Here is a 25,541-nt window from a genome sequence, read left to right on the forward strand (position 1 = left end):
ACGGCACCGCATCAGCCGGCCCGCCGACCGAGCCCGCAGCGTTCCGGTAGCCGCACCCCGAGCTGTTGCGCCAACCGATAGCCGGTCTCGGCCAGTCCGCGGACCCGCTCCGGTCGCAACCCGGACTGCAGCGCGGTATCGAGCAGGCCGGCCATCCGATGCTCCGGCACGGCCCGCAGCGCAGCCTCCAGCGACACCCCGGCCAACGGCCCGTCACCGCGCGCGTAGGCGCTGAACGCCAGCAGAACCAGTGCCTCGGCCCGCCACGGCTGCGGCAGAGCCCGCGCCGCCACCGACCACAGGCGCTCCGAGTCGGCGGCCGAATCACTGATCGCCAACGCGCACAAGATATCCCGAACCCGGACGTCGGTGAGTGCGCAGCCGATCCGTGCCACCTCCACGTCGGTCGGTGGACGGCCGTCGGCCACCGCCACGATGACGTCCAGCGCCTGTTCGACGTCGCGGCGAGCCCGCTCCCGCGACCCGTCCTCCCCCGCCGCGGCACGGTCGGCCGCGCAGTCGTCGATCGCCTCGGCCACCGCACTGCAGCGCCCCGGGCTGTCGGGCGTGATCACCGCCTGCAGATCACTGCGCCGGGCGTAGAGCCGCCGCCCTTCTAAGACCGCGGCCGCGGCCAGCGGCGATGCGTCGGGATCGTCGACCGGGCCGCCGGCACCACAGCCGTCGGGGCAGTGCCACCGGCCGCCGCGGGCGACCCGGTCCACCACGTGTGCGGCGAGCAGCACGATGTCGTGATCGGACAGGCTTTCGGTCAGGTCGTCGACCAACCGGCGGTGCTCATCGTTGCAGACCGGGCAGCGCGCGCCCTGCCCGTCGACGATCACCGCGATCGCACCGGCGGGGGCGGCCGCCGCCGCGACCTCGGCGAGCCGGCCGACGTTGTCGGCGAGTTCCTCGGTGAGGTCGACCCGCAGTACCGAGCCCAGTTCGCCACCGTCGACCGAGACCAGGATCAGGGACTTCTCCGGGACGAATCCGAGGATGGCCGGCAGTGCGGCGATCAGCGCACCGGGACGGTTGAGTGTGAATTCCGTTTGTTTTGTCGTCATGTCCGCAACGGTGACGACCACCCCCGTCATCGGGGGCACCACCGAGCGCCGCCGGCCACGTCTCTGTGGATGAACCGTCAACTGTGAACAGATCGCGATCGCCGTGCACGACAGGGCGAAGTCGCGTAATTGTCAGTGTCATGGATGCGAAGCGGGAGTACGACATCATCGTCATCGGTTCCGGTCCGGGCGGGCAGAAGGCGGCCATCGCGTCGGCGAAGCTCGGAAAGTCCGTCGCGGTCGTCGAGCGCGGCCGGATGATCGGCGGGGTCTGTGTCAACACCGGGACCATTCCGTCCAAGACCCTGCGTGAAGCGGTGCTGTACCTGACCGGGATGAATCAGCGTGATCTCTACGGCGCCAGCTACCGGGTCAAGGACAAGATCACCCCCGCCGACCTGCTGGCACGCACCCAATATGTGATCGGCAAGGAGACCGAGGTGGTGCGCAACCAGTTGATGCGCAACCGCATCGATCTCCTGCTCGGTCACGGCCGATTCGCGGACCCGCACACGATCGTCATCGACGGCCACAGCCGAACCGAGACGACCACGATCACCGGCGATCACATCGTGATCGCCACCGGGACCAAACCCGTCCGACCGTCCGGGGTCACCTTCGACGAGGAACGGGTGCTGGACTCCGACGGAATTCTCGACCTGAAGTTCATCCCGTCGTCGATGGTGGTGGTCGGCGCGGGCGTCATCGGTATCGAGTACGCGTCGATGTTCGCCGCCTTGGGAACGCGGGTCACCGTGGTCGAGAAGCGCGAATCGATGCTGGAGTTCTGTGACCCGGAGGTGGTCGAGGCCCTGCGATTCCACCTGCGGGATCTGGCGGTGACCTTCCGGTTCGGCGAGGAGGTGACCGCCGTCGACGTGAGCCCGAACGGCACGGTCACCACGCTGGCCAGCGGCAAGCAGATTCCGGCGGAGACGGTGATGTACTCGGCCGGCCGCCAAGGACACACCGCCCACCTCGAACTGGCCAATGCCGGGCTGCAGACCGACGAACGGGGTCGCATCGTCGTCGACGGAATGTTCCGGACGTCGGTGGACCACATCTACGCCGTCGGTGATGTGATCGGATTCCCGGCGCTGGCCGCCACCTCGATGGAGCAGGGCCGGCTCGCCCCTACCACGCGTTCGGCGAGCCGACCGACGGGATCACCGCCCTGCAACCGATCGGGATCTATTCGATCCCCGAGGTCTCCTACGTCGGCGCGACCGAATCGGAACTGACCCGCAAGGCGATTCCCTACGAGGTGGGGGTGGCCAGGTATCGGGAGTTGGCCCGCGGGCAGATCGCCGGCGACTCCTACGGAATGCTCAAGCTGTTGGTGTCGACGACGGACCTGGCGCTGCTCGGCGTCCACATCTTCGGCACCAATGCGACCGAACTGGTGCATATCGGCCAGGCCGTCATGGGCTGCGGCGGCACGGTGGAATACCTCGTCGACGCGGTGTTCAACTATCCGACGTTCTCCGAGGCCTACAAGAACGCCGCCCTGGATGTGATGAACAAGATGCGTGCCTTGCAGCAGTTCCGCAGTTGACGTCGCGGCCGGGCGCTTTCATCGCTGAGCGAACACATCCCCGCCGCGGAATGCCCGGGGCGACCCCGTACGTTGTCGAACACATGCGCGCACCGTTTTCGGTGCCTGCCCCCGGTGAGGGACACTAGATAATGCGATCCGTGCCGTGGATCCGCACGACGAGGAGGCGAAGGCGATGGCCGATTACCCGGACCATGGTCCCGACCGGGACCGGCAGTACCAGGCTCAGCAGAGCGGCATGTACGAGCTGGAGTTTCCGGCGCCGCAGCTGATGTCCGCCGACGGCGAGGGGCCGGTCCTGATCCACGCCCTGGAGGGCTTCTCCGATGCCGGCCACGCCATCCGGTTGGCTGCCCGTCACCTCAAGACCGCCCTGGACAGCGAACTGGTGGCGTCCTTCGCGATCGACGATCTGCTCGACTACCGCTCCCGGCGGCCCGTGATGACGTTCAAAACGGATCACTTCACCCACTACCAGGAGCCGGAGCTAAGCCTGCACGCCCTGCGCGACAGCGCGGGTACACCGTTTCTGCTGTTGGCGGGCATGGAGCCCGACCTGAAGTGGGAACGCTTCATCACCGCGGTGCGTCTGCTGGCCGAGCAACTCGGCGTGCGCCGCACGATCGGATTGGGCACCATTCCGATGGCGGTTCCGCACACCCGGCCGGTGACCTTGACCGCGCACTCCAACAACCGGGACTTGATCAGCGACTTCACCCCGTGGATCACCGAGGTGCAGGTCCCCGGTAGCGCCTCGAACCTGTTGGAGTACCGGATGGCCCAGCACGGCCACGAGGTGGCCGGCTTCACCGTGCACGTGCCGCACTACGTGGCCCAGACCGACTATCCGGAAGCGGCGGCGGCGCTGCTCAAACAGGCCGCGGTGACCGGCGCATTGGACCTGCCGCTGGACGAACTGCACTCCGCGGCCGCCGAGATTCGCGCCAAAATCGACGAGCAGGTGGCGGCCAGTGCCGAAGTCGCGCAGGTCGTGGCGACACTGGAACGCCAGTACGACGCGTTCCTCGACGCCCAGCAGAACCGCTCGTTGCTGGCGCGCGACGAGGAACTGCCCAGCGCCGACGAACTCGGTGCCGAATTCGAGCGATTCCTGGCCCAGGAGGCGAAGAAGAACCGCGACGACGACTGAGCGCCGCCGCGGGGTCTCAGCCGGTCCGGCGCAGCGCCGCCGCCAGGTGGTTCTGCGCCGGTTGGCCGACCGCACCCATGTCCAGGGTGTAGGACAGTTCGTCGCCGGTCAGGCGGTAGTGACGGCTCAGTACGCTGACCTCTTTGGCGCTGGGGGCCAGCCCGATGGTCGATGCCGACATCTCCAGGTCGATACCGTGCTCGGTTCGCGTGTAGCTGCCGACCTCGATCTCACTGATCCCGCTCGGGTGCGCCAGAATCCATTCGATCCGGCCGGGCTCGGGCACCCGTAGGTATCCGGTCTCGGCGTGCAGGGGCAGCCCGTCTGCGACCGACTTCGTTTTCTGTCCGTAGATCAGAAACGGCTTGCCGACGTGGGAGAACACCACTTCTTCGAGGTAGTCGAACGAATCGATGGTGGGATACACCCCGCGCCCCCGACCCGACCAGGTCCCCAGCAGCGATGCCAACTCGGCAAGATTGGGATGCAACTCGGGTGCCATGAACGCCAGCCTAATGCGCGTCGCAGGCCGGCACGGCTCAACCGGCGGACGGTGCTTCGCGATGTTCGCGCAGGGCCTCGATCTCCCGTTCGAAGTCGGCCGCCGAGGAGAACGAACGGTACACCGACGCGAACCGCAGATAGGCCACCTCGTCGAGTTCACGCAGCGGGCCCAGTATCGCCAGGCCCACCTCGTGGCTGGGAATCTCGGGCGAGCCCGCCGCACGAACCGCGTCTTCGACCTGCTGGGCCAACAGGTTCAGTGCATCGTCGTCGACCTGGCGACCCTGGCAGGCCCGACGGACTCCACTGACCACTTTCTCGCGACTGAACGGTTCGGTGACGCCGCTGCGCTTGACCACGGCCAGCACCGCGGTTTCCACGGTGGAGAACCGCCGGCCGCATTCCGGGCAGGAACGACGCCGCCGGATCGATTGGCCTTCGTCGGTCTCGCGGGAGTCCACCACTCGGGAGTCTGGATGGCGACAAAACGGGCAGTGCATCACCGCTCCTTCGCCGTACGGGGAACCCGGCTCCCCCGACAGCTGGGGAACCCGGGGCAATTGGGACAACTGCGAGCGTACCTGCGCGGCTCGACAGTCGTACCCCGCAGTGCCCGCAAGCCCCCGAAGCGTCGACACCGATCTCAGCCCAACGGGGCGATCAGCGTCTGTCCGGCGACCAGGACCACCGAATCCAGAGCATTGAGCTCCCGGATGCGCTCGACGACCTGACCCGTCGGCGCGTCCGGCGCCACCCGGGTGGCCAAGTGCTGCAGGCTCTCCCCGTTGTGCACCCGTACGACGCCCAGCCGGTCCGGCACCGCGGAGTCACCGGCGGCCACCGGCGCACCGAACTGCACGATCATCCCGAGCCATACCGTGATCGCCGCGGCGACCAGGGCCAGCACGACGGTGGTTCCCGGGGTGATGGCCCGGACCGACTGCGGCCGGTGCGGTGTCCGCGACATCAGCACCCCGGTTCCGCGGTACTGCAGTGGTGCGACCGCCGGCCGCGACCGGACCGGCCGCGCCGCACGGGTGCGCACCGGCTGCGCCCGACCGGAGGTGATGCGACCGCGATGGACCAGGATCGGCTCGGCCTCGAACGATTCGGAAGATTCGAAGCCCGGGGCAATCGTGTCGATGAGCATCATGCGCGGTTCTCCCTCACTCGGCGTCGGCGACCCTTTTCGCTCGACTGTTCGAAGATTAATCGATCAGACGTTCGATGTCGAACACCTGATCGAATCGTTATCGAAAACGTTAGCGAACACCCCCGACATCACCCCGCCGCGTTCGAACGCCCGCACGACACGTCTCGAACACATGTTTGATATTTCTCGGTCGTGCGACTAGATTCGCCGCTATGAGTGACAGCAGCAACTCTGCGGGCCCGGACTCCGCGCTGACCGCCCGGCAGCGCACCATCCTGAACGTCATCCGCGCGTCGGTGAACGAGCGGGGCTACCCGCCGAGCATCCGCGAGATCGGTGATGCCGTCGGACTGACCTCGACCTCGTCGGTCGCCCATCAGCTGCGGACCCTGGAGCGCAAGGGCTATCTGCGCCGCGACCCCAACCGGCCGCGTGCCGTGGACGTCCGCGGCCATGACGACACGACCGTCGCAGAGACGGCACAGCGCACCGACTTCGCCGGCTCGGACTCCCTGCCGGAGCCCACCTTCGTCCCGGTCCTCGGCCGAATCGCCGCGGGCGGGCCGATCCTGGCCGAAGAGGCCGTCGAGGACGTCTTCCCGCTCCCCCGCGAGCTGGTGGGCGAAGGCGAGCTGTTCCTGCTCAAAGTCGTGGGCGAGTCGATGGTGGACGCGGCCATCTGTGACGGCGACTGGGTGGTGGTGCGCCAGCAGAACGTCGCCGACAACGGCGACATCGTGGCCGCCATGATCGACGGCGAGGCCACCGTGAAGACCTTCAAACGCACCGGCGGCCAGGTGTGGTTGATGCCGCACAATCCGGTGTTCGACCCGATTCCCGGCAACGACGCGGTGGTTCTGGGCAAGGTCGTCACCGTCATCCGCAAGATCTGACCATGTTCGCGCCCTGCCCGCCCTTCGACGAGGAATCGGCGCGACGCAAGGTGCAAGCCGCTGAAGATGCCTGGAACACAAGGGATCCGGCCCGTGTTGCGTCGGTCTACACCGAGGATTCGGTGTGGCGTAACCGGGATGAGTTCATCACCGGGCGCGCCGAGATCGAGGCGTTCCTGAGCCGCAAGTGGGCCGCTGAACTCGACTACGCCCTGCGCAAGGAACTGTGGTGCTACCAGGACAACCGGATCGCGGTGCGCTATCAGTACGAATGCCGCGACGCGCACGGCCAGTGGTGGCGCAGTTACGGAAACGAACTGTGGGAGTTCGCATCAGACGGCCGGATGAGCCGCCGCGAGTCCAGCATCGACGACATCGCGATCACCGCCGAGCAGCGGCGGATCTTCGGTCCTCGGCCCCGGCGCGATCACAACCTTCCGCTGCCGCTGCAGTGATCAGTTCGCTCTGGTGAAACCGTTGAGCCGCGCGGCGTCCTCGGTGGCGAACCAGATCTCGGCGAGGGTGTCCTCATACAGTGCGTTCTGCGGGGTGTAGTACAGCCCCGAGCCGATGTTCGCCTTGATCGGATAACCCGCGGGCTGCTGGTAGGGGTCGTCGAGCGGCAGGTGCATCACCGGATGGACCGACTCCTCGGTACCGAACGCGCGCGGCTCGGCAGCACCGCCGAACCCGCGGGGTTCCGCGGCAGACCCGTAGGGATACGATTCGCCACCCCCGAAGGCCGGCGATTCGCTCGGCGCGCTCGCGTGGCCCACGGCATGACGACCGGTGCCGAAGTCCTCTTCGGCCACCACCCGCGTCGGCGCCGTGTCGGTGTCGTCGTCATCGTCGAGTTCGGCCTCGGCCTCGGCCTCGGCCTCGTGGTCGCCGTAGTGCAGCCACGGCGCGTCGGGAGCCGACGGCAGTTCGGGCTCGGGCGCGTAGGTCGAGGTGCCGTAGCGGCTCGGCAACCGGACCATGCCCTCGTTCTCCCGCGTCTCGTCGCGGTAGTCCTCACGCGACTCGCGGTAGTCCTCACGCGAGTCCTGGTAGTCCCCGCGTGCGTCGTGGTGCGCCCACCGCTCGTCATCGTCGTCGTAGTCGTAGTCATCGGTGGTCGGCAGCGGCGCCGTCGGCGGCCGCGGCGCGGCCACCGGAGTGCTCTCGGGCACCACAACCGCCCGCCGCCGCTGCCACCACATGGCCGCACCGGCGAACACGCCGAGCACCGCGAGCACGGCGACCGGAATCAACACCCACATCCAATTCCAGCGCGTCTCGTCGCCCGCGCCGGTCGCGGTGGTCGAGCTGCCGTCGGGCAGCGTCATCCCGGGAATCTGCAGCCCGGACAGACCTTTCGCCAGGTCGGCCGGCTCGCTGCTGAAGGTACGGGTGGCCTGGTTCCAGGAGATCGTCCCGCCGGTGAACTTCTGCGAGGTCACATCCCCCTCGAGGCTCTGGTCACCGACCGGTGCACCGAGCTTGCCGGTGGCGCCGTCGAGCTTGTCCCAGGCGGCCTTGAGCGCACCGCGGACCACGAAGGCGCCGTTGTCGGGGCTGAAGAAGATCACCGGTTCGTCATCGGCGGAGAACGCGCTGAACCTGCTGCCGCTCAAGGCGCCGTCGGCGGTGCTGGTGATCGGGTATCCCAGATCGCTGCCGTCCGGGCCGCCCAGCGACTCGTACTTGTCCAAGACTTCACCGTCGACGACGCCGGCACCGGTCGCGGCGCTGAAGTACACCTTGCCGCCGGCGAAGTCCTGGCCCGCGCCGTCTTCGCCGATCGCGTACTCATCGCCCTGCTTGGCGCCCAGCTGCCCGGACGGCCCGCCGGCGGCACGCCAGGCCTGGTCGATGGCCGCCGCCGGGTCGGGCTGGGCGGCGAGGTCGGCGAGTTGCGCCGCCAATTCCGGGGGTACCGCGGTGAACGTCTTCGTCGCGCTGTCGAAGGACAGCACGCCGTTGCTGAACTTCTGGGTGACGACAGCGCCCTCGTAGCTCTCGTCGTCGACCGGGACCCCGAGTGCTCCGGTGGAGCTGCCCAGTTTGTCCCAGGCCGCGTTGATCGGTCCGCGCACCACGTGTGCGCCGTGCTCGGGTGTCCAGAAGATCACCGGATTGTCGGCGCCGGACAGGATCGCCACCCGGCTGTCGGGCACCAGGCCCGGTACCTCGTCACTGCTGGGGAAGCCCAGGCCGGCGCTCGCCGCGCCGCCCAGCGACTCGTACTTGTCCAGGATCGCGCCGTAGAGGGTCTTGGCGCCGGTTTCCGGGGTGAAGTAGATGGTGCCACCGGCGAAGTCCTGCGCGAAGCCGATTCCGGCGGGGTGCACCTCACCTCTGGGCGCTCCCAGCGGAGAACCGTCACCGCCGGCGGACTGCCATGCCGCGGTGATCGCGTCATGGGCATCGCCGTCGGGTGTCGCCGCGGCCGTCTGCACCGACAAGAGCACGGTGACCGTCGCCGCGAGGCCGAGCGCCATGCGCACCGCCGTCTTGTCGAACCGATCTTTCCGACTAGTCACCAGCCCTCCCAGGCATCAATATCGACGCAAATATTTCCGGCTAAGACTTTCCCGCAATCGGCCTGAATTTCGAAGCCATGTCATGGGTATTGCGAAAACAGATACCTACCCGATGCCGAAATGATGCCGAATCCACGCCCCCGAACAGAGCAAGGGGTGCGACCAAATACGCTGGTCGCACCCCCTAAGATGCCCTGCTACACACTCCGCTGTTGCGTCGGAGTCCCGCTGCTACACGCCGAGGCTGCGCCCGATGATCTCTTTCATGATTTCGGTGGTGCCGCCGTAGATCGTCTGCACCCGCGAGTCCAGGTAGGCCCGCGCGATGGGGTATTCCCGCATGAATCCGTAACCGCCGTGCAGCTGCAGGCAGCGGTCGATCAGGTGCACCTGCTTCTCGGTGGTGTACCACTTGGCCATCGCGGCCTGCTCGGCGGTCAGTTTCTTGTCCAGGTGCAGTCGGACGAACTCGTCGACCATGATCCGCACCGCGGTGGCCTCGGTGGCCAGCTCGGCCAGCACGAACCGGCTGTTCTGGAAGCTGCCGATCGGCTTGCCGAACGCCTTGCGCTCCTTGGTGTACTGGATGGTCTGCTCCAGCGAGGCCTCCATGGCCGCGGCGGCCATGATCGCGATCGAGATGCGCTCCTGCGGCAGGTTCTGCATGAGGTAGATGAAGCCCATGCCCTCCTCGCCGAGCAGGTTCTCCACCGGGACGTGCACGTCGGTGAAGGACAGCTCGGCGGTGTCCTGGGCGTCCAGGCCGATCTTGTCGAGGTGCCGGCCGCGTTCGAAGCCCGCCATGCCGCGCTCCACGACCAGCAGGCTGAAGCCCTGGGCGCCCTTCTCCGGGTCGGTCTGGGCGACGACGATCACCAGGTCGGAGTTGATGCCGTTGGTGATGAACGTCTTGGACCCGTTCAGCACGTAGTGGTCGCCCTGCTTGACCGCGCGGGTCTTGATGCCCTGCAGGTCACTGCCGGTGCCGGGCTCGGTCATCGCGATCGCGGTGATCAGCTCACCGGTGCAGAACTTCGGCAGCCAGCGCTTCCGCTGCTCCTCGTTGCACAGTTCCAGCAGGTAGGGCGCACATACGTCGTTGTGCAGCCCGAAGCCGAGCCCGCTGTAGCGACCGGCGGTGGTCTCCTCGGTGATGATCGTGTTGTAGCGGAAGTCGGGGTTGCCGCCGCCGCCGTACTCCTCCGGCACCGCCATGCCCAGGAAGCCCTGCTTGCCCGCCTCGAGCCAGACCGAGCGGTCGACGATCTTGTCCTTCTCCCACTGGTCGTGGTGCGGCGCGACGTGCCGCTCCAGGAAGGCCCGGTAGGACTCCCGGAACAGTTCGTGCTCGGGTTCGAACAGGGTTCGCTGGTATTTGACTGCGGCGCTCATTGCCTGACCTCCGGTCGAGGGGAACTTTCCGACGAGAATAGACCAACCGGATGGTTGGGCGAAGCGGTGGTTGCCGTCGGCCGGCCGCTACCCCGCCTGGCGCCGCCCCGCGGACCCGCTGCGCTGCCGGCGTCGGGCATCGGTCTGCCCGCCCTGCTGCGGGGCGCCACCGCCGCTACCACCGCCACGACGACGTCGCGGACGGCCCGGGCGGCCGGAGGCGTTGTCCGCGGTCCGGGCACGGGCCGGCGGTGCGGTCTTCGGTGCCACCGGCGCGGGCGCGCGCAACGGCGCGACCTCCCCCACCAGATCGCGCACCGGTTCCGAGTCTGCACCGACCTGTTGCGGGGCGACGGTGATCCCGGCACGCCGCAGCAGCATCTGGGTCTCGCGCCGCTGTTCGGGCAGCACCACGGTGACGACGTCACCGGCGCTGCCGGCCCGTGCGGTACGCCCGGACCGGTGCAGATACGCCTTGTGTTCGGCGGGCGGGTCCACATGCACCACCAGTTCGACCTCGTCGACGTGGACACCGCGGGCGGCGATATCGGTGGCGACCAGTACCCGCACGTCACCGGTCGTGAACGCCGCAAGATTGCGCTCGCGGGCGGGCTGCGACAGGTTGCCGTGCAGATCGACCGAGGGCACACCGGATTCGGTCAACTGCCGGGCCAGCTTTCGGGCTTGATGTTTGGTGCGCAGGAACAGGATTCGTCGTCCGGTTCCCGACGCGAGAAGCTGCACCAGTTCCTTCTTGTCCTGCAGACCAGACACGTGGAACACGTGGTGGGTCATCGCGGGCGGCGGTGCGTCGATCTCGTCGACGGAGTGCGACACCGGATTCCGCAGGAACCGCCGGACCAACTTGTCCACGCCGTTGTCCAAGGTCGCCGAGAACAGCAGGCGCTGACCGGTTTCCGAAGTCGCGGCCAGAATCCGCGTGACGCCGGGCAGGAAACCCAGGTCGGCCATGTGGTCGGCCTCGTCGAGCACGGTGACGCGCACCGCGTCCAGCGTGATCAGCTTCTGCTTCATCAGGTCTTCCAGGCGCCCCGGGCAGGCCACCACGATGTCCACCCCGGCGTTGAGCGCGCTGACCTGACGGTTCTGCGAGACTCCCCCGAAGATGGTGGTCACCGTCAGCCCGCTGGCCGCCGCCAACGGTTCCAGCGTCGCGGTGATCTGCGTGGCCAGTTCCCGGGTGGGAGCCAGCACCAGTCCGCTCGGGCGGGCCCGGTAACGCTTCTCACCGGCAAGTCGTGCGACCAGCGGCAGTGAGAAGGCCAGCGTCTTGCCGCTGCCGGTCTTGCCCCGGCCGAGTACGTCGCGGCCGGCCAGACTGTCCGGCAGCGTGGCGATCTGGATCGGGAACGGTGCGGTGATGCCGCGGTCGTTCAGTGCAGCGACGAGCGCTGCGGGCACGCCGAGTTCGGCGAAGGATTCGGTGGTCATTACATGCCTTTCCGGCATCGGTTGTGCTGCAGTGGCCGCCATGGCGGCACCGGTCTGTCTGCAACACAGGGGTTGGCGAGATTGCCTGTTGGCAATAGCGATCGCCGCGAGAAGAGCTTCACACGCCTGCTGAATCGGAATCGAAGTCCGTGACGGCGGTGAGTAAGCGTTCCACGACGCGTGCCTGCCAGCCTATCGCACCGGGACGGCAAACGCCTAAAGCGCAGCGAATTCCTGCAGGCTGGCGGCCAGTGCCGCAGGCACCCGGGCGCGGACTCTGGTGCCGCCCTCCCCGTACTCGGCCTGCTGCACCCGACCCAATTCGTGAATCCGGGCCAGCAAATCGCCACGGCTGTAAGGGATGACGACGTCCACCGCGGCATCGACCGGAGCCACCAACTGCGACATCCGGTGGCGCAACGCCTCGATCCCCTCCCCGGTATGCGCCGAAACGAACACCGCCTCGGGCAACGCACGACGCAGCTGAGCCATCGTCAGGTCCCCCGCGGCGTCGATCTTGTTGACCACCAACAGTTCCGGTGCGGGCCGGGCGTCATGCTCGGCGATGACTTGCGCGATCACCTCGCGCACCGCGGCGATCTGCGCCAGCGGCGCCGGATCAGAACCGTCGACCACGTGGACGAGCAGGTCGGCGTCGGCGACCTCCTCCAGGGTGGAACGAAACGCCTCGACCAACTGAGTGGGCAGATGCCGAACGAAACCCACGGTGTCGGTCAACACGAATGGCCGCTCGTCGTCGAATTGGCCACGGCGTGTGGTGGGTTCCAGTGTGGCGAACAACGCATCCTGGACCAGTACGCCGGCACCGGTCAGCGCATTGAGCAGGCTGGATTTTCCGGCGTTGGTGTATCCGACGATGGCCACCGACGGGATGTCGCTGTGTCGACGCCGGCTGCGCTGGGTGTCGCGGACCTGTTTCATGGCCTTGATCTCGCGGCGCAGCTTGGACATCCGTTCCCGGATCCGCCGGCGGTCGGTCTCGATCTTGGTTTCACCCGGTCCCCGGGTGCCGACCCCGCCGCCGGCACCGCCGGCCCGGCCACCGGCCTGACGTGACATCGACTCGCCCCAGCCGCGCAACCGCGGCAGCATGTACTGCATCTGCGCGAGTGCCACCTGCGCCTTACCCTCGGCGCTGGTGGCGTGCTGGGCGAAGATGTCGAGGATCAGCGCGGTGCGGTCGATCACCTTGACCTTGACCGCCTTCTCCAGCGCGTTGAGCTGCGCCGGGGACAGTTCACCGTCACAGATGACGGTGTCGGCACCGGTGGCCAGCACCATCTCCCGCAGTTCCTGGGCTTTGCCCGACCCGATGTAGGTGGCCGGGTCGGGCCGGTCACGGCGCTGGATCAGGCCTTCGAGCACCTGTGAGCCGGCGGTTTCGGCCAGCGCGGCCAACTCCACCATGCTGGCGTCGGCCTCTGCCGCGGTGCCCTCGGTCCACACCCCGACCAGCACCACCCGTTCCAGCCGCAGCTGGCGGTATTCGACCTCGGAGATGTCGGCGAGTTCGGTGGACAGTCCGGCCACCCGGCGCAGCGCCGCCCGGTCGTCGAGGTTGAGCTCGCCGGTGCTGGGCGCCGGTCCGGAGTCGGGATAGCTCACTGCGCCGCCCACCACCGCGGCGCGATTTCGCCGCGGGCCACCAGCTGCGACGGTCCGCGCAGGTAGCTGGTGGCGTCGGTGACGGTGACGCTGACCTGCCCGCCGGGGATGTCGACCCGCAGCGTGCCGGTGGTGGCGCCGGTGTGCGCCAGCGCCGCCACCGCCGCGGCCACCGTCCCGGTGCCGCAGGAGCGGGTCTCCCCCACGCCGCGCTCGTGTACCCGCATCGACACGGCGCCGTCGCGGGGTGCGGTCAGGATCTCCACGTTCACCCCGTGCGGGAACTGCGCGGGATCGAACGACACCGGTGCGCCGACGTCCAGGGCGGCCAGTTCCGCGGTGGTCAAAGCGGCGTCCACGCAGGCCAGGTGCGGGTTGCCGACGTCGACGCCGAGGCCGGAGAACTCCCGGCCGCCGACGATCGCGGTGCCCGAGCCCAGCACCGCGGCCTTGCCCATGTCGACGGTGATCTCGGCGTGCACGTCGTCGGTGTGGTGCACGGTCACCGGCCGCGGCCCCGCCAGCGAGCCCACCACGAATTCATCGCGGGTCTCCAGCCCGGCCGCCCGCAGGTAGTGGGCGAACACCCGAACCCCGTTGCCGCACATCTCGGCCACCGAACCGTCGGCGTTGCGGTAGTCCATGAACCAGTCGCCGGCCGCCACCCCTTCGGGAAGGTGCTCGAATACCCCGGCGCGTGCCGCGGCACCGGCGGTGGTGACCCGCAGCAGACCGTCGGCGCCCAGCCCGCGGCGGCGGTCGCAGAGCGCGGCCACCGCGGCCGGGGCCAACTGCAGCGCGGCGTCCAGATCCGGCAACAGCACGAAGTCGTTCTGGGTGCCGTGGCCTTTGGCGAAAAGCATGCGCTCAGGATACGTGTCGCACCGCGGCCAGCGCCGCGTCGAGCAACCCGTCCGAGGCGGCGTCGAGCCAGACGATGCGGTGGTCGCGGCGGAACCAGGAACGCTGCCGGCGCACATAGCGGCGGGTACCGATGAAAGTCGGTTCCCGGGCCGCGGACCCGTCGCCGCCGGCGTCCAGGTCGGCGATCACCTGGGCATAACCCAGCGCCCGGGCGGCGGTCACCCCGTCACGCAACCCGCACCGCAACAGTTCCCGGACCTCGGCCACCAGCCCCTGGGCGAACATGGTGTCGGTTCGGGCGGCCAAGCGCTCATCGAGAACGGTTGTGTCACAGTCCAATCCGAGGATCACGGTATCCCAGCGGGGAGCACCGATGGCCGGTGCCGACGCGGCGAAGGGCTGCCCCGTCAACTCCACCACCTCCAGTGCCCGCACGATGCGCCTGCCGTCGGTGGGCAGGATCGCCGCGGCGGCCGCGGGGTCGGCCACCGCGAGTTCGGCATGCATGGCCGCCACGCCGACCTCGGCCAACCGCTGCTCGTAGCGGGCCCGCACCACCGGATCGGTGGCCGGAAACGACCAGTCGTCGAGCAGTGCCTGCAGGTAGAGCATCGAGCCGCCGACGATGATCGGCACCGCACCCCGGCCCATGATCGCGGTGACATCGTCCGCCGCGGCCTGCTGATAGCGGGCCACGGTCGCGGTCTGGGTCACCTCGAGCACGTCGAGTTGGTGATGCGGGATGCCGCACCGTTGATCCGGCGGCAGTTTCGCCGTCCCGATGTCCATTCCGCGGTAGAGCTGCATGGCATCGGCGTTGACGATTTCGGCCAGTCTCCCGGATTCACCGAACCACGTCGCAAGATCCAGTGCCAGTTGGGATTTGCCGGTGCCGGTGGGTCCGACGACCGCGATCGGCCTCACTGCTGCCAGACCCCCACGAAGTAGCCGACGCCGTAGGGGGCGGCGCGATAGAGCTCGGTGACCGCACGCGGTTCGGCGCCGGCCAGTCCGGCCAGCGCCGCATACGCCGCTCGGCCGATGACCGGTGCGGGCAGTCCGGTCAGGGCTCCGACATCTCCGCCGGCCAGTGCCTCGTCGAGTACCCGCTGGCTCTCGACGTCGGCGGGGTGATGTCCGCCCGGCGCTGTCGGGGTCAGCGTGTTGGCGCCGTCGGCCAGCACCAGAACCCCGACGGGTTCGGCGGCGTCGTCGATCCGGGCGCGCACCCGCCGGCCGGCATCCAGTGCGGTGCCCGGATCCGCCCAACAGTGCACCGTCACCTCGGCGTCCGGCGAGATCTGCCCGCGCACCCACCCGGCGACCAGTGCCGGAAGCGGTAGGTCGACCGATTCCGCGGCGTCCGGCGACAGTTGCACGGCGACGTCGGCGCCGAATCCACCGAAACTGCCCGCACTGCCGGGTCCGTACACCGCATCTGGCCCGGCGCCGAAGGCGATCCAACGCTTCGGCAGGTAGGTGGCGGCTTCCAGTGCGGCGACCCGTAATTCGGCCGCCTCGACGGCGGCGCCGGCCAGTTCGGGCACCAGCACCGGCGCCGACGGCATGATCGCTATCGGTCCCAGCACGGCACCAAAATTAGCCGTTGGTCGGCGACGGCAGTGGCGCGGCCCGGTCGGCGCCGGTATCGGCGACGATGGTGGCGGCTTCCCCACGGGCCAACGCCGCCGTGGCGATCACGATCAGCACCACCCCGGCGATGACCGTGAGGTCCTCGATTCCCCCGGCCTGAATGGTCTCGTTGAGCAGCAGCACACCCAGGGCGCTGGCGACCAGCGGTTTGGCCACGATCATGGTGGGCATCGACGCGGTCAATGCCCCGGCACGGAAGGCCGACTGCTGGAAGATCATCCCGGCCAGGGTCGCCACCAACCACGGCACCACCGCCGGTGCCCGCAGCACCGCCGCGACGCCGTCGGCCTTGAGCACCTCCACCAGCACCTTGGTCAGCAGCGCGAACACGGCCAGCGACGTGCCGGCCACCACCGCCAGCAGCACCGCGGCGGCGGGACGGCCCTTGTAGATCCGGGCGGCCAGTACGCAACCGATCAGCACCGCCGCCAGCACCACCGACACGATGATCCAGGTGCTGGCCGGTGCGTGTTGTTTGCCCTCGGTCGGGTCACCCACGATGACGACCACCGCAAGCGCCGAGGCCAGCAGGATGGCCCACATCCACTCCCAGTTGCTGACCCGGCGCCGGGTCAACCAGGCATAGATCGGCAACGCGAACAGCAGTGCGGTCACCTGCAGACCGGTCACCAGCATCACCGAGCCGACCGCCAGCGCCACGGCCTGCAGTACGTAGTTGGCGACCGCTGCCGCGCCACCACCCCACCATCGCGGGTCGCGCAGCGAGAGCCAGAACAGCTCCAGATGACCCACGTGTTTGTCGGTGACCTCCTGCGCAGACCGCTGGCGGATCACATCGCCGATCGCGGACGCCAGCGCAGCGCACAACGCGAGCAACGCCGCTAGGACATTCCCTGTCGACATGACGTCCTCCCTCAAACGGAAAACGATACTCGTAGTCCGGGTGAGCGCCGGGAGGCTAGACCGCCGGAGCGGCAGCAACGGCGGTGTCGGTCACCGTCGCGGCCTGGTCGCGGGAGAGCGCCACGACGGCGACGACCAGCGTGCCCACCGCAAGAACCAGGGTGAACGCGCCCGTCCGGCCGGGATCGAGCACCTCGCCGAGCAGCACGATTCCCAGCGTCCCGGCCACCAACGGTTCCAGCACCGTGATCGTCGGCAGGGAGGCGGTCAGTGCGCCGGCCCGAAACGACGCCTGCTGGAACACCACGCCGGCCAGGGCGAGGGCAACCCACGCATACGGTTCGGGGGCGGCCAACGCCGTCGACCACCCGTGCCCGATCAGATCCACGACGCCTTTGGTGAGTACCGCGAAGACACCCCAGCAGGTGGCCGACACCGCGGCCAGCAGGACCGCCGACACCGCTCGGCCGGCGAGGACGCGTGCCCCGATCAGACACAGCAGCATCACCGGCGCCAGGATCGCGATCACCGTGCCCCAGGAATCCAGCGGCGCCCGGGTCTGGCCCGCGGTGGGATGACCGACGGTGATGATGAGAGTCTCGGCCGCGACCAGCACCGCCGACCACACCCAGACCGAACGCCCCAGCCGGTGACCGGACCGGCGGGCGCCCAGCGGCAGCGCGAACAACAACGACGTCACCAGCAACGATTCCACCAGCAGCACCGACCCCAGCCCCAACGCCACGGCCTGCAAGCCCAGCGCCACGACACCGGCAACACTGCCCACCCACCACTGCCGGTCGGTGAGCAACGTCGCGAACAACGCTGCGGGACCGGTGATCTGATCGCCGACCCGACGCGCACTGTGCTGCTGCAGGACGTCACTGATCGCGCTGAACAGTGCCGCACCGAGTGCCAGCAACACGACGATGGTCTCTTTTGCCACGGACTGTCTCCTTAATGACTCCGCGTGCACCACGGTGATACCGGGCGGCGATCGAACAGGCTACCGCCCGGCCCATCCGCCGTCCCCGGCCTCGCCACTCCTGCGTCGAGGCTCGCTGAACCGTCGAGTTGACGTCGTAACGCGGGAGATAACTGCTTCAATACACTTGAATGCTTCAAGGCAGATCGAAGGCGCCGCGGCGCGCGGCAGATGCGCGGGTTATCCCGCGAAGGGTTAGGTGACGACAGCGATGACCACTGACAGCGGTTCGTCCGCCCCCACGCCACGCCCGGGCCCGCGTCCCGGACCCCGGCCGGGGCCCAAACCGGGTGTGCGGCCGACCCCGGCCGTTATCGGACCTCCCGCCGCCGATCCACACCGGTTCGGGCGCGTCGACGACGACGGCACGGTGTGGCTGATCACCGCGGCCGGCGAACGGGTGATCGGTTCCTGGCAGGCCGGGGACAACGAGGCCGCATTCGCCCACTTCGGTCGCCGGTACGACGATCTGAGCACCGAGGTGACGCTGCTCGAGGAGCGGTTGTCCTCCGGCAGCGGCGACGCGCGCAAGATCAAGGCATCGGCGATCGCGCTCGCCGAGCAGTTGCCGACCGCCAGCATCCTCGGCGACGTGGATGCCCTGGCGGCCCGGATCAGTGCGGTCACCGAGCACGCCGACTCCGTTGCGGCCGCCGGCCGGGCGCAGCGCGATGAGGCGCGGGCGGAGGCCACCGCGCGCAAGGAGGCGCTGGCGGCCGAGGCCGAGGAGCTGGCCGCCAACTCCACCCAGTGGAAGGCCACCGGCGACCGGTTGCGGGCGATCCTCGACGAGTGGCGGACGATCTCCGGTCTGGACCGCAAGGTCGACGACGCCCTGTGGAAGCGCTACGCCGCGGCCCGGGACGGTTTCAACCGGCGCCGCGGATCGCACTTCGCCGAGCTCGACCGCGGTCGAGCCGGGGCGCGCGAGGAGAAAGAGCGACTGTGTAAGCGGGCCGAGGAGCTGTCCGGTTCCACCGACTGGGCTGCCACCAGTGCCGCGTTCCGGCAGCTGCTCACCAGCTGGAAGGCCACCGGGCGGGCTTCCAAGGATGTGGACGAGGCGTTGTGGCAACGGTTCAAGGCCGCCCAGGACACGTTCTTCTCCGCCCGTAACGCGGCCAATGCCGAACGGGATGCCGAGTTCGAGGCCAATGCGGCGGCCAAGGAAGCCCTGCTGGCCGAAGCGGAGAAGATCGACCCCACCAACCAGAACGCCGCGCGTGCCGCGCTGCGCTCGATCGTCACCAAGTGGGATGAGATCGGCAAGGCGCCGCGGGATCGCGCCGCCGAACTGGAGCGACGGTTGCGGGTGGTGGAGAAGAAGGTGCGCGACGCCGGCGCCGCCGCCGAGGCCTCCGTCGTGGATCCGGAAGCCGAGGCGCGGGCAGCCCAATTCCGCACCCGCGCTGAGCAATTCGAGCGCCAAGCGCAGAAGGCTCAAGCCGCGGGCCGGGACAAGGAGGCCGCGGAGGCCGCCGCCAGCGCCGAGCAGTGGCGCCAATGGGCGGACGCCGCCGAGAAGGCGCTGAACCGGCGCTGACCGGCGTCGCCGCCGGTGCGAGCCGGTGGGCTACTCGGCCGGCGGCTGGTCGTCGGGGCGGCGGAGATCGTCGAGCAGGTTCTTCGACTGCAACTCCGCGGTACTGCGTCGGCGCTCCGCTTCGGCGGCGAGCTGCAGTGCGGTCTTCGACCACACCACCCGCGCCCAGTGGAACGCCAACACGATCACCGTGATCCATCCCAGGATCAATCCGATGCCGGGTCCCGGGCCGCCCAACTCCGCGGTCTGCCGCGACCAGACCGCCAACAGGCCCAACGCGCTGGCCACGGTCGAACCCGCCAGCGCCACCCAGGCCACCGTCCAGCGCCGGGTGACCAGCGCCATCAGCGAGAACACCACGCCGAACACCAGCGCCAGCCACATGAACAGCTGCGACGGCAGCGTCAACAGGTCGCGGTCGGTGCCGGGGCCGGGGAACAGCACGTCCCACCCGCGGACGGACCCGGTGTGCGGCAGCAGGAACGTGCCGAGCAGGACGAACACCGCGATCGCGACCACCAGTCCCCTGCCGCCGGGATCGATCTCGCCCGCGACGCGACGCTCGGCATCTTCGATGTCGGCACGGTAGGCCTCGAACTCGCGGTGGTTGTCTTTACTGCTCATCGCGCCACTCCCGGCATCTTGGGCATGCCCAGTCCGATCCCGGGGGTCGGCTCGGCATGCAGGTCTCCCGCTCGGGTGCGCCGGTGACTCAGCAGCGCACCGTCGGCCAGCAGGTGGTGCGGTGCCGCACCCGTGATCGTCGTGGTCACCACGTCACCGGGACGCACCCGGGTCTCCCCCGGCGCGAAGTGCACCAGCCGGCCGTCGCGCGCCCGGCCGCTCATCCGCGCCGTCGCGGCGTCTTTGCGCCCTTCGCCGACGGCCACCAGCAGTTCCACGGTGCGTCCGATCTGCGCCTGGTTCTCTTCCCAGGAGATCTGCTCCTGCAGTTCGATCAGCCGGTCGTAGCGGTGCTGGACGACTTCTTTGGGTAGCTGGTCGGGCAGTTCGGCGGCCGGGGTTCCGGGCCGTTTGGAGTACTGGAAGGTGAACGCGGCGGAGAACCGGGCGGCGGCCACCACTTCGAGGGTCTCGTCGAAATCCTGCTCGGTCTCGCCCGGGAAGCCGACGATCAGGTCGGTGGTGATCGCCGCGTCCGGGATGGCGGCCCGGACTCGGTCCAGGATGCCCAGGTAGCGCTCGGCCCGGTAGGAGCGGCGCATGGCGCGCAGCACCCGGTCCGATCCGGATTGCAGCGGCATGTGCAGGGTGGGACAGACGTTGGGGGTCTGCGCCATCGCCTCGATGACGTCGTCGGTGAACTCAGCCGGGTGCGGTGAGGTGAACCGGACCCGCTCGAGGCCGTCGATGGTTCCGCAGGCCCGCAGCAGCGAGGCGAACGCACCGCGGTCGCGGGGCAGTTCGGGGTCGGCGAACGAGACACCGTAGGCGTTGACGTTCTGCCCGAGCAGGGTCACTTCGAGCACACCCTGGTCGGCGAGTGCGGCTACCTCGGCCAGGATGTCGTCGGGGCTGCGGTCCACCTCGCGTCCGCGCAGCGACGGCACGATGCAGAAGGTGCAGCTGTTGTTGCAGCCGACGGAGATGGAGACCCAGGCCGAGTAGGCCGAATCCCGTGCTGCCGGCAGCGTCGAGGGGAACTCCCGCAACGACTCGACGATCTCGACCTGGGCGGTGCGGTTGTGCCGGGCGCGTTCCAGCAGTGCGGGCAGGGATCCCAGGTTGTGGGTGCCGAAGACGACGTCCACCCACGGCGCCCGGCTCAGCACGCTGTCCTTGTCCTTCTGTGCCAGACACCCGCCGACGGCGATCTGCATGTCGGGATTGCTGCGTTTGTTGGGGGCGAGGTGGCTGAGGTTGCCGTAGAGCTTGTTGTCGGCGTTCTCGCGCACCGCGCAGGTGTTGAACACCACCAGGTCGGCGTCGGTGCCGTCGGCGGCACGGCGATAGCCTGCCTGTTCCAGCATGCCGGCGATGCGTTCGGAGTCGTGCACATTCATCTGACAGCCGTAGGTGCGCACCTCGTAGGTGCGCGGCTGTTCGGAAACCACCGGCAAACTCACCCGGACTATGGTACGGCGGTTGACGATGTCCGAGGCGATCGGAGTGACCGGGCCGATAGCTGCGACTCGCCCCGACCATCCTGGGTAGGGTCGGATGCCATGACCAGCGGCCGGCCGGATCCGGTGCCGATGATCGCCCTCCGCGACGTCAACAAGTACTTCGGCGAAGTGCATGTGCTCAAAGACATCAACCTGGAGATCGCCCGCGGCGAGGTGGTGGCCGTCATCGGCCCCTCGGGCTCGGGAAAATCCACCCTGTGCCGGACCATCAACCGGCTGGAGGTCATCGACTCCGGCGTCATCACCGTCGACGGTCGGCCGCTGCCCGCCGAGGGCTCGGCGCTGGCCCGGTTGCGCGCACAGGTCGGCATGGTGTTCCAGTCCTTCAACCTGTTTCCGCACATGACGGTCCTGGACAACGTCACACTGGCACCGATGAAGGTGCATAAGCTGTCGCGGGCGCGGGCGCAGCGCCAGGCGATGGCATTGCTGGAGCGGGTCGGCGTGGCCGATCAGTCCGGCAAGCATCCCGGGCAACTGTCCGGTGGGCAGCAACAGCGGGTGGCGATCGCCCGGTCCCTGGCGATGGATCCGAAGGTGATGTTGTTCGACGAGCCGACCAGCGCCCTGGACCCGGAGATGATCAGCGAGGTGCTCGACGTGATGACCACGCTGGCCGACGACGGGATGACGATGGTGGTGGTGACCCACGAGATGGGCTTCGCCCGGCGTGCGGCCGACCGGGTGGTGTTCATGGCCGACGGCGCCATCGTCGAAGACGGCGCCCCGGAGGACTTCTTCAGCGCCCCCGAGACCGCCCGGGCCCGAGACTTCCTCGCCAAGATCCTCGACCGCTGATGCCGAGCCGACCGAGCTTGCGTGCAGCGGCACGAATCGGTGCCGTGCTGATGCTGGTGGTCGCGCTGTTCGCCGGGTGCACACGGCACGACGGCGGCAAGATCGTCATCGGTGTCAAATTCGATCAGCCCGGCCTGAGCGTCAAGAGACCGGACGGCACACTGGGCGGATTCGACGTCGACGTCGCCCGCTACATCGCCGGGCGACTCGGCTACCCGCCGGACCGCATCGCCTGGATCGAAGCGCCTTCCGGCCAGCGCGAGATGCTGCTGCGAAACGGACAGGTCGATTTTGTGGTGGCCACCTATTCGATCACCGATTCCCGGCGCGAGAAGGTCGACTTCGCCGGGCCCTACCTGCTCACCGGGCAGTCACTGCTGGTGCGTGCCGACGACACCGCTATCACCGGCACCGCGTCCCTGCAGCAGCACAAGAGACTGTGTTCGGTATCGGGTTCGACGCCGGCCCAGCGCATCAAGGACCGTTATCCGGGTGTGCAACTGCAGCGCTACGACACCTACTCGGCGTGCGTCGAGGCGCTGCGCAACCGGGCCATCGACGCGGTGACCACCGATGACGTGATCCTGGCCGGGTACGCCGCCCAGAGCCCCGGGGCGTTCAAGCTGGTCGGCGAGCGGTTCTCCCAGGAGCGCTACGGGATCGGTCTGCGCAAGGGCGACGACGAACTGCGCCGCCGAATCAACGACGCCCTGCAGGAGATGGAACGTGACGGCTCGTGGCAGGCGGCGTTCATGGACAACTTCGGCGCCGCCGGTTTCGCGGTGCCCGAACCGCCCCCCATCGAACGCTGATGCTGACCGAATACCGGAGCCAGATCCTGGCGTCGTTCACCGTCACCGTGGAGTTGGCCGTGCTGTCCGGCCTGCTCGCGCTGGTGCTGGGCACCGGGTTGGCGGCCATGCGGCTGGCCCCGGTTCCGGTGCTGCGCTGGCTCGGCACCGGCTATGTGCATCTGGTCCGTAACACCCCGCTGACCCTGCTGCTGTTGCTGTGCTCGTTCGGCCTGGCGCAGACGCTGGGGGTCTCGCTGACCGACCCGCAGTCGCCGACGTCGATCGACGACAGCAACTTCCGGCTGGCGGTGCTGGGGCTGGGGGTGTACACGGCGTCGTTCGTGTGTGAAGCGGTCCGGTCGGGCGTCAACACCGTGGGGATCGGCCAGGCCGAGGCGGCCCGGTCGCTGGGATTGAGCTTTACCCAGAATCTGCGGATCGTGCTGTTACCCCAGGCTTTTCGTGCCGCGGTGATCCCGTTGGGGTCGGTGTTGATCGCGCTGACCAAGAACACCACGTTGGCTTCGGCGATCGGGGTGGCTGAAGCGGCCCTGTTGATGAAGACCATGACCGAGAACACCGCCGCCCTGCTCGGGGTGGGCGCGGTGTTCGCGACCGGTTTTGTCGTGCTCACCCTGCCGCTGGGCCTGCTGTTCGGTTACCTGGACCGGCGATGGGAGGCGTCGCGATGAGGCAGACTCCCCGCGCCACGGTGCTGTTCGACGCCCCGGGGCCACGTGCCCGCGCCCGCTATCACGCCTTGTCGGTGGCCACCGTGGTCGTCACGGCCCTACTGGCCTGGGTGGTGTATTGCCGGCTGTCGGCCAAAGGCCAACTGGCCGCGGAGAAGTGGGCACCGTTTCTGACCGCCGATCTGTGGCGCACCTACGTCCTGCCCGGCATCGCGGGGACACTGACCGCGGCGGCCTGGTCGATCGGCTTCGCGTTGATCTTGGGACTCGCCCTCGGCGTCGGCCGACTGTCCCCGATCCGGCCGATCCGCTGGTGCTGTGCGGTGATCGTGGAGTTCTTCCGGGCGATACCGGTGCTGATCATGATGATCTTCGCCTACTTCGTCTACGGCGTGGTCGACGTCTTTCCCCCGCAGCAGATAGCCCTGGCGGGCGTGGTCACCGGTCTGACGCTGTACAACGGCGCCGTGATCGCCGAGATCGTGCGGGCGGGGGTCAACACGCTGCCCGGCGGCCAGTCCGAAGCCGCCGACGCACTGGGTCTGCGCTGGATGCAGACGATGCGGCTGGTCCTGTTGCCCCAAGCCGTCACCACGATGCTGCCGGTGCTGGTGTCACAACTGGTGGTGGTGCTCAAGGACACCGCGATCGGCTACCAGATCACGTTCGTGGAGATGGTGCGTCAGGGCACCGTCGTGGGCTCCCAATACAGCAACTATCTGGCCGCACTGCTGGTGATCGCGGCGTTGATGATCAGCGGGAATCTGGTGCTGTCCGCGGGGGCGACGCGACTCGAGCGCCGGCTGCGCAGAGCCCGTCGCTCTCCCCTGGAATCGGCCACGATCGAACCCGAGGGCACCCCGGGCGCCAGGGTTGTTTAGGCACTGCACGCGCGGTGCCCGGCGTCTAGAGTCTGACTCAACAGCTAGCGACAGGAGATCGCCATGGCCATCACCCCCAAGGACGCTTTCAACGCCGCCCGCGACATCGCCGCTCACGCGGTGGAAAAGGCCTCCGACATCGTCGAGGACGCCGGCGACATCATCCGCGGGGACATCTCCGGCGGTGTCAGCGCGATCGTTCAGGACTCGATGGAGATCGCCAGCCACGCCGTCGAGCGGACCAAGGAAGTCTTCACCGGCAGCAGCGACGCCGAAGAAGACGAGGCATAAGCCCCAGCGGGTTGCTCGGTGTCGGATTCCAACATCTGGCACCGAATTTCAAATTTTCAGACCATCATGGGCAACTGACCGTCATTTTGTATGGGAAATTGATTTTGGATTGAAATGACTCCGCTTCCACGTCCATCACATCAGCAATTGAACCTGAGACTACATGCGTTCTTCCCGACTGAGAATGAACCGCATCAAACCCGAATCTCGACTTGGCCTCGACATACTTGCCTTGATATTGGATCGCAAGCTCGCCGACGCTGCCGTCATTCATAATTTTGACCACGACCTGGTCGATTTTTTTGCCGAGCTCCCAAACTGTTTCGAGATCCGGATATTGCTTCCTCGCGATTTCATACACTGCTTTCTCATTCGAGGCTATAGAAAGGCTGACTGATAGTGGCTCACCTGCTGAGGTTCCGGAAACTGAAACACAGTCCACCGGCGCGTCGATACTTCCCTCAACACCATTCAGAGTGAAAGTTGTCTGGTGTCCATTCCCAGAAATTCCGCTATCGTTCTTGGCTTGACTGTCGCGCGGAGACTGAGCGGTCGACCTTGTCGAAGAATTCCCGTTTCCAGAGCAGGCCGAGCCAGCAAGGCACGCAACTGTCAAACACACTGCGACCAAGACTCTCTGCACCGTTCCGCTCCTTGGATCAGGCCCTAAATATCCCTAGGATTCAGTATTGCATCTCGCCCCGAATTC

Annotated in this window: 25 protein-coding genes and 1 pseudogene; 10 read left to right on the forward strand and 16 right to left on the reverse strand. The window is 68.1% G+C overall.

The genetic code is table 11. The features are described from left to right. Positions 1-11 precede the first annotated feature (11 nt). The gene (locus RCP38_RS11475) at positions 12-1,070 is read right to left on the reverse strand and encodes a DUF4192 domain-containing protein (protein WP_308473089.1); all 1,059 of its coding nucleotides are present in this window, start codon (positions 1,068-1,070) and stop codon (positions 12-14) included. A gap of 140 nt (positions 1,071-1,210) precedes the next feature. On the opposite strand from RCP38_RS11475, the pseudogene sthA reads away from it, so the two are divergent. Both sthA and RCP38_RS11485 read left to right on the forward strand, forming a co-directional pair. Continuing rightward, positions 1,211-2,625 (forward strand): annotated as a pseudogene (gene sthA, locus RCP38_RS11480) (Si-specific NAD(P)(+) transhydrogenase). Positions 2,626-2,800: 175 nt separating this feature from the next. Next, entirely contained in the window at positions 2,801-3,775 is a 975-nt protein-coding gene (locus RCP38_RS11485) for a proteasome assembly chaperone family protein (RefSeq protein ID WP_308477221.1), read from the forward strand. A gap of 16 nt (positions 3,776-3,791) precedes the next feature. Here RCP38_RS11485 and RCP38_RS11490 read toward each other — a convergent pair whose 3' ends face one another. From RCP38_RS11490 to RCP38_RS11500, 3 genes are all read right to left on the reverse strand, one after another. Further along, complete coding sequence (locus RCP38_RS11490) at positions 3,792-4,277, reverse strand: peroxynitrite isomerase (RefSeq protein ID WP_308473090.1); 486 nt, start codon at positions 4,275-4,277, stop codon at positions 3,792-3,794. A 37-nt stretch (positions 4,278-4,314) separates the two neighbouring features. Then, positions 4,315-4,779: a transcriptional regulator NrdR gene (gene nrdR, locus RCP38_RS11495; protein WP_308473091.1), complete on the reverse strand. Its 465-nt coding sequence runs from the start codon at positions 4,777-4,779 to the stop codon at positions 4,315-4,317. Between the two features lie 143 nt (positions 4,780-4,922). Continuing rightward, complete coding sequence (locus RCP38_RS11500; RefSeq protein ID WP_308473092.1) at positions 4,923-5,432, reverse strand: LysM peptidoglycan-binding domain-containing protein; 510 nt, start codon at positions 5,430-5,432, stop codon at positions 4,923-4,925. 212 nt (positions 5,433-5,644) lie between these two features. On the opposite strand from RCP38_RS11500, the gene lexA reads away from it, so the two are divergent. Both lexA and RCP38_RS11510 read left to right on the forward strand, forming a co-directional pair. Next, entirely contained in the window at positions 5,645-6,325 is a 681-nt protein-coding gene (gene lexA, locus RCP38_RS11505; RefSeq protein WP_308473093.1) for a transcriptional repressor LexA, read from the forward strand. A 2-nt stretch (positions 6,326-6,327) separates the two neighbouring features. Beyond that, positions 6,328-6,780: a nuclear transport factor 2 family protein gene (locus RCP38_RS11510; protein ID WP_308473094.1), complete on the forward strand. Its 453-nt coding sequence runs from the start codon at positions 6,328-6,330 to the stop codon at positions 6,778-6,780. On the opposite strand, the gene RCP38_RS11515 is transcribed toward RCP38_RS11510, so the two are convergent. The 9 genes from RCP38_RS11515 to RCP38_RS11555 form a co-directional block, all read right to left on the reverse strand. Continuing rightward, entirely contained in the window at positions 6,781-8,850 is a 2,070-nt protein-coding gene (locus RCP38_RS11515) for a sunset domain-containing protein (RefSeq protein WP_416223205.1), read from the reverse strand. Positions 8,851-9,081: 231 nt separating this feature from the next. Beyond that, complete coding sequence (locus tag RCP38_RS11520) at positions 9,082-10,242, reverse strand: acyl-CoA dehydrogenase family protein (protein ID WP_308473095.1); 1,161 nt, start codon at positions 10,240-10,242, stop codon at positions 9,082-9,084. A gap of 87 nt (positions 10,243-10,329) precedes the next feature. Continuing rightward, complete coding sequence (locus tag RCP38_RS11525) at positions 10,330-11,694, reverse strand: DEAD/DEAH box helicase (RefSeq protein WP_308473096.1); 1,365 nt, start codon at positions 11,692-11,694, stop codon at positions 10,330-10,332. Positions 11,695-11,910: 216 nt separating this feature from the next. Then, a complete protein-coding gene (hflX, locus tag RCP38_RS11530) occupies positions 11,911-13,320 on the reverse strand; it encodes a GTPase HflX (protein WP_308473097.1) in 1,410 nt (469 codons plus the stop codon). Further along, the gene (gene dapF, locus RCP38_RS11535) at positions 13,317-14,183 is read right to left on the reverse strand and encodes a diaminopimelate epimerase (RefSeq protein WP_308473098.1); all 867 of its coding nucleotides are present in this window, start codon (positions 14,181-14,183) and stop codon (positions 13,317-13,319) included. Before dapF ends, hflX begins: the two co-directional genes overlap by 4 nt. 4 nt (positions 14,184-14,187) lie before the next feature. Further along, positions 14,188-15,108 carry a tRNA (adenosine(37)-N6)-dimethylallyltransferase MiaA gene (miaA, locus tag RCP38_RS11540; RefSeq protein WP_308473099.1) on the reverse strand — a complete coding sequence of 307 codons (921 nt, stop codon included), beginning with the start codon at positions 15,106-15,108 and terminating at the stop codon, positions 14,188-14,190. Then, positions 15,105-15,773 carry a class III extradiol ring-cleavage dioxygenase family protein gene (locus tag RCP38_RS11545; protein WP_308473100.1) on the reverse strand — a complete coding sequence of 223 codons (669 nt, stop codon included), beginning with the start codon at positions 15,771-15,773 and terminating at the stop codon, positions 15,105-15,107. Before RCP38_RS11545 ends, miaA begins: the two co-directional genes overlap by 4 nt. Positions 15,774-15,783: 10 nt before the next feature. Continuing rightward, on the reverse strand, positions 15,784-16,701 hold the full coding sequence (locus tag RCP38_RS11550) for a DMT family transporter (protein ID WP_308473101.1): 918 nt from the start codon (positions 16,699-16,701) through the stop codon (positions 15,784-15,786). A gap of 55 nt (positions 16,702-16,756) precedes the next feature. Further along, complete coding sequence (locus RCP38_RS11555) at positions 16,757-17,647, reverse strand: DMT family transporter (RefSeq protein ID WP_308473102.1); 891 nt, start codon at positions 17,645-17,647, stop codon at positions 16,757-16,759. Positions 17,648-17,897: 250 nt separating this feature from the next. Between RCP38_RS11555 and RCP38_RS11560 the strand changes: the two genes are divergently transcribed. Then, the gene (locus tag RCP38_RS11560; RefSeq protein ID WP_308473103.1) at positions 17,898-19,229 is read left to right on the forward strand and encodes a DUF349 domain-containing protein; all 1,332 of its coding nucleotides are present in this window, start codon (positions 17,898-17,900) and stop codon (positions 19,227-19,229) included. Positions 19,230-19,259: 30 nt separating this feature from the next. On the opposite strand, the gene RCP38_RS11565 is transcribed toward RCP38_RS11560, so the two are convergent. Together RCP38_RS11565 and miaB are read right to left on the reverse strand one after the other, a co-directional pair. Further along, on the reverse strand, positions 19,260-19,853 hold the full coding sequence (locus tag RCP38_RS11565) for an Rv2732c family membrane protein (RefSeq protein ID WP_308473104.1): 594 nt from the start codon (positions 19,851-19,853) through the stop codon (positions 19,260-19,262). After that, on the reverse strand, positions 19,850-21,316 hold the full coding sequence (miaB, locus tag RCP38_RS11570; RefSeq protein WP_308473105.1) for a tRNA (N6-isopentenyl adenosine(37)-C2)-methylthiotransferase MiaB: 1,467 nt from the start codon (positions 21,314-21,316) through the stop codon (positions 19,850-19,852). Before miaB ends, RCP38_RS11565 begins: the two co-directional genes overlap by 4 nt. Before the next feature lie 99 nt (positions 21,317-21,415). On the opposite strand from miaB, the gene RCP38_RS11575 reads away from it, so the two are divergent. From RCP38_RS11575 to RCP38_RS11595, 5 genes are all read left to right on the forward strand, one after another. Beyond that, positions 21,416-22,174 (forward strand): amino acid ABC transporter ATP-binding protein, encoded by a 759-nt coding sequence (locus RCP38_RS11575; RefSeq protein WP_308473106.1) that lies wholly within the window; start codon positions 21,416-21,418, stop codon positions 22,172-22,174. Then, positions 22,174-22,986 carry a glutamate ABC transporter substrate-binding protein gene (locus RCP38_RS11580; RefSeq protein ID WP_373692341.1) on the forward strand — a complete coding sequence of 271 codons (813 nt, stop codon included), beginning with the start codon at positions 22,174-22,176 and terminating at the stop codon, positions 22,984-22,986. The genes RCP38_RS11575 and RCP38_RS11580 overlap by 1 nt, the downstream gene beginning before the upstream one ends. Further along, positions 22,986-23,660 (forward strand): amino acid ABC transporter permease, encoded by a 675-nt coding sequence (locus RCP38_RS11585; RefSeq protein WP_308473107.1) that lies wholly within the window; start codon positions 22,986-22,988, stop codon positions 23,658-23,660. Before RCP38_RS11580 ends, RCP38_RS11585 begins: the two co-directional genes overlap by 1 nt. Then, positions 23,657-24,541 carry an amino acid ABC transporter permease gene (locus RCP38_RS11590; protein WP_308473108.1) on the forward strand — a complete coding sequence of 295 codons (885 nt, stop codon included), beginning with the start codon at positions 23,657-23,659 and terminating at the stop codon, positions 24,539-24,541. The genes RCP38_RS11585 and RCP38_RS11590 overlap by 4 nt, the downstream gene beginning before the upstream one ends. A 63-nt stretch (positions 24,542-24,604) precedes the next feature. Continuing rightward, positions 24,605-24,832, forward strand: coding sequence for an Rv1893 family protein (locus RCP38_RS11595; protein WP_308473109.1), 228 nt, complete (start codon positions 24,605-24,607; stop codon positions 24,830-24,832). 64 nt (positions 24,833-24,896) lie between these two features. Here the strand turns inward: RCP38_RS11595 and RCP38_RS11600 are convergent, their stop codons facing one another. Beyond that, positions 24,897-25,475 carry a hypothetical protein gene (locus RCP38_RS11600; protein ID WP_308473110.1) on the reverse strand — a complete coding sequence of 193 codons (579 nt, stop codon included), beginning with the start codon at positions 25,473-25,475 and terminating at the stop codon, positions 24,897-24,899. Between the last annotated feature and the right edge of the window lie 66 nt (positions 25,476-25,541).

Origin of the sequence: Mycolicibacter sp. MU0083 (assembly GCF_963378075.1) — a bacterium.
GTDB lineage: Bacteria > Actinomycetota > Actinomycetes > Mycobacteriales > Mycobacteriaceae > Mycobacterium > Mycobacterium kokjensenii.

Excerpts from the sequence above, each read along its gene's own strand:
- RCP38_RS11575 (WP_308473106.1), top strand. The coding sequence starts at position 21,416 with ATGACCAGCGGCCGGCCGGATCCGGTGCCGATGATCGCCCTCCGCGAC.
- RCP38_RS11485 (WP_308477221.1), top strand. The coding sequence starts at position 2,801 with ATGGCCGATTACCCGGACCATGGTCCCGACCGGGACCGGCAGTACCAG.
- RCP38_RS11595 (WP_308473109.1), top strand. The coding sequence starts at position 24,605 with ATGGCCATCACCCCCAAGGACGCTTTCAACGCCGCCCGCGACATCGCC.
- RCP38_RS11580 (WP_373692341.1), top strand. The coding sequence starts at position 22,174 with ATGCCGAGCCGACCGAGCTTGCGTGCAGCGGCACGAATCGGTGCCGTG.
- RCP38_RS11525 (WP_308473096.1), bottom strand. The coding sequence starts at position 11,694 with ATGACCACCGAATCCTTCGCCGAACTCGGCGTGCCCGCAGCGCTCGTC.
- RCP38_RS11510 (WP_308473094.1), top strand. The coding sequence starts at position 6,328 with ATGTTCGCGCCCTGCCCGCCCTTCGACGAGGAATCGGCGCGACGCAAG.
- RCP38_RS11565 (WP_308473104.1), bottom strand. The coding sequence starts at position 19,853 with ATGAGCAGTAAAGACAACCACCGCGAGTTCGAGGCCTACCGTGCCGAC.
- nrdR (WP_308473091.1), bottom strand. The coding sequence starts at position 4,779 with ATGCACTGCCCGTTTTGTCGCCATCCAGACTCCCGAGTGGTGGACTCC.
- RCP38_RS11590 (WP_308473108.1), top strand. The coding sequence starts at position 23,657 with ATGAGGCAGACTCCCCGCGCCACGGTGCTGTTCGACGCCCCGGGGCCA.
- RCP38_RS11500 (WP_308473092.1), bottom strand. The coding sequence starts at position 5,432 with ATGATGCTCATCGACACGATTGCCCCGGGCTTCGAATCTTCCGAATCG.
- RCP38_RS11520 (WP_308473095.1), bottom strand. The coding sequence starts at position 10,242 with ATGAGCGCCGCAGTCAAATACCAGCGAACCCTGTTCGAACCCGAGCAC.
- RCP38_RS11475 (WP_308473089.1), bottom strand. The coding sequence starts at position 1,070 with ATGACGACAAAACAAACGGAATTCACACTCAACCGTCCCGGTGCGCTG.
- dapF (WP_308473098.1), bottom strand. The coding sequence starts at position 14,183 with ATGCTTTTCGCCAAAGGCCACGGCACCCAGAACGACTTCGTGCTGTTG.
- RCP38_RS11490 (WP_308473090.1), bottom strand. The coding sequence starts at position 4,277 with ATGGCACCCGAGTTGCATCCCAATCTTGCCGAGTTGGCATCGCTGCTG.
- RCP38_RS11560 (WP_308473103.1), top strand. The coding sequence starts at position 17,898 with ATGACCACTGACAGCGGTTCGTCCGCCCCCACGCCACGCCCGGGCCCG.
- RCP38_RS11585 (WP_308473107.1), top strand. The coding sequence starts at position 22,986 with ATGCTGACCGAATACCGGAGCCAGATCCTGGCGTCGTTCACCGTCACC.
- RCP38_RS11550 (WP_308473101.1), bottom strand. The coding sequence starts at position 16,701 with ATGTCGACAGGGAATGTCCTAGCGGCGTTGCTCGCGTTGTGCGCTGCG.
- lexA (WP_308473093.1), top strand. The coding sequence starts at position 5,645 with ATGAGTGACAGCAGCAACTCTGCGGGCCCGGACTCCGCGCTGACCGCC.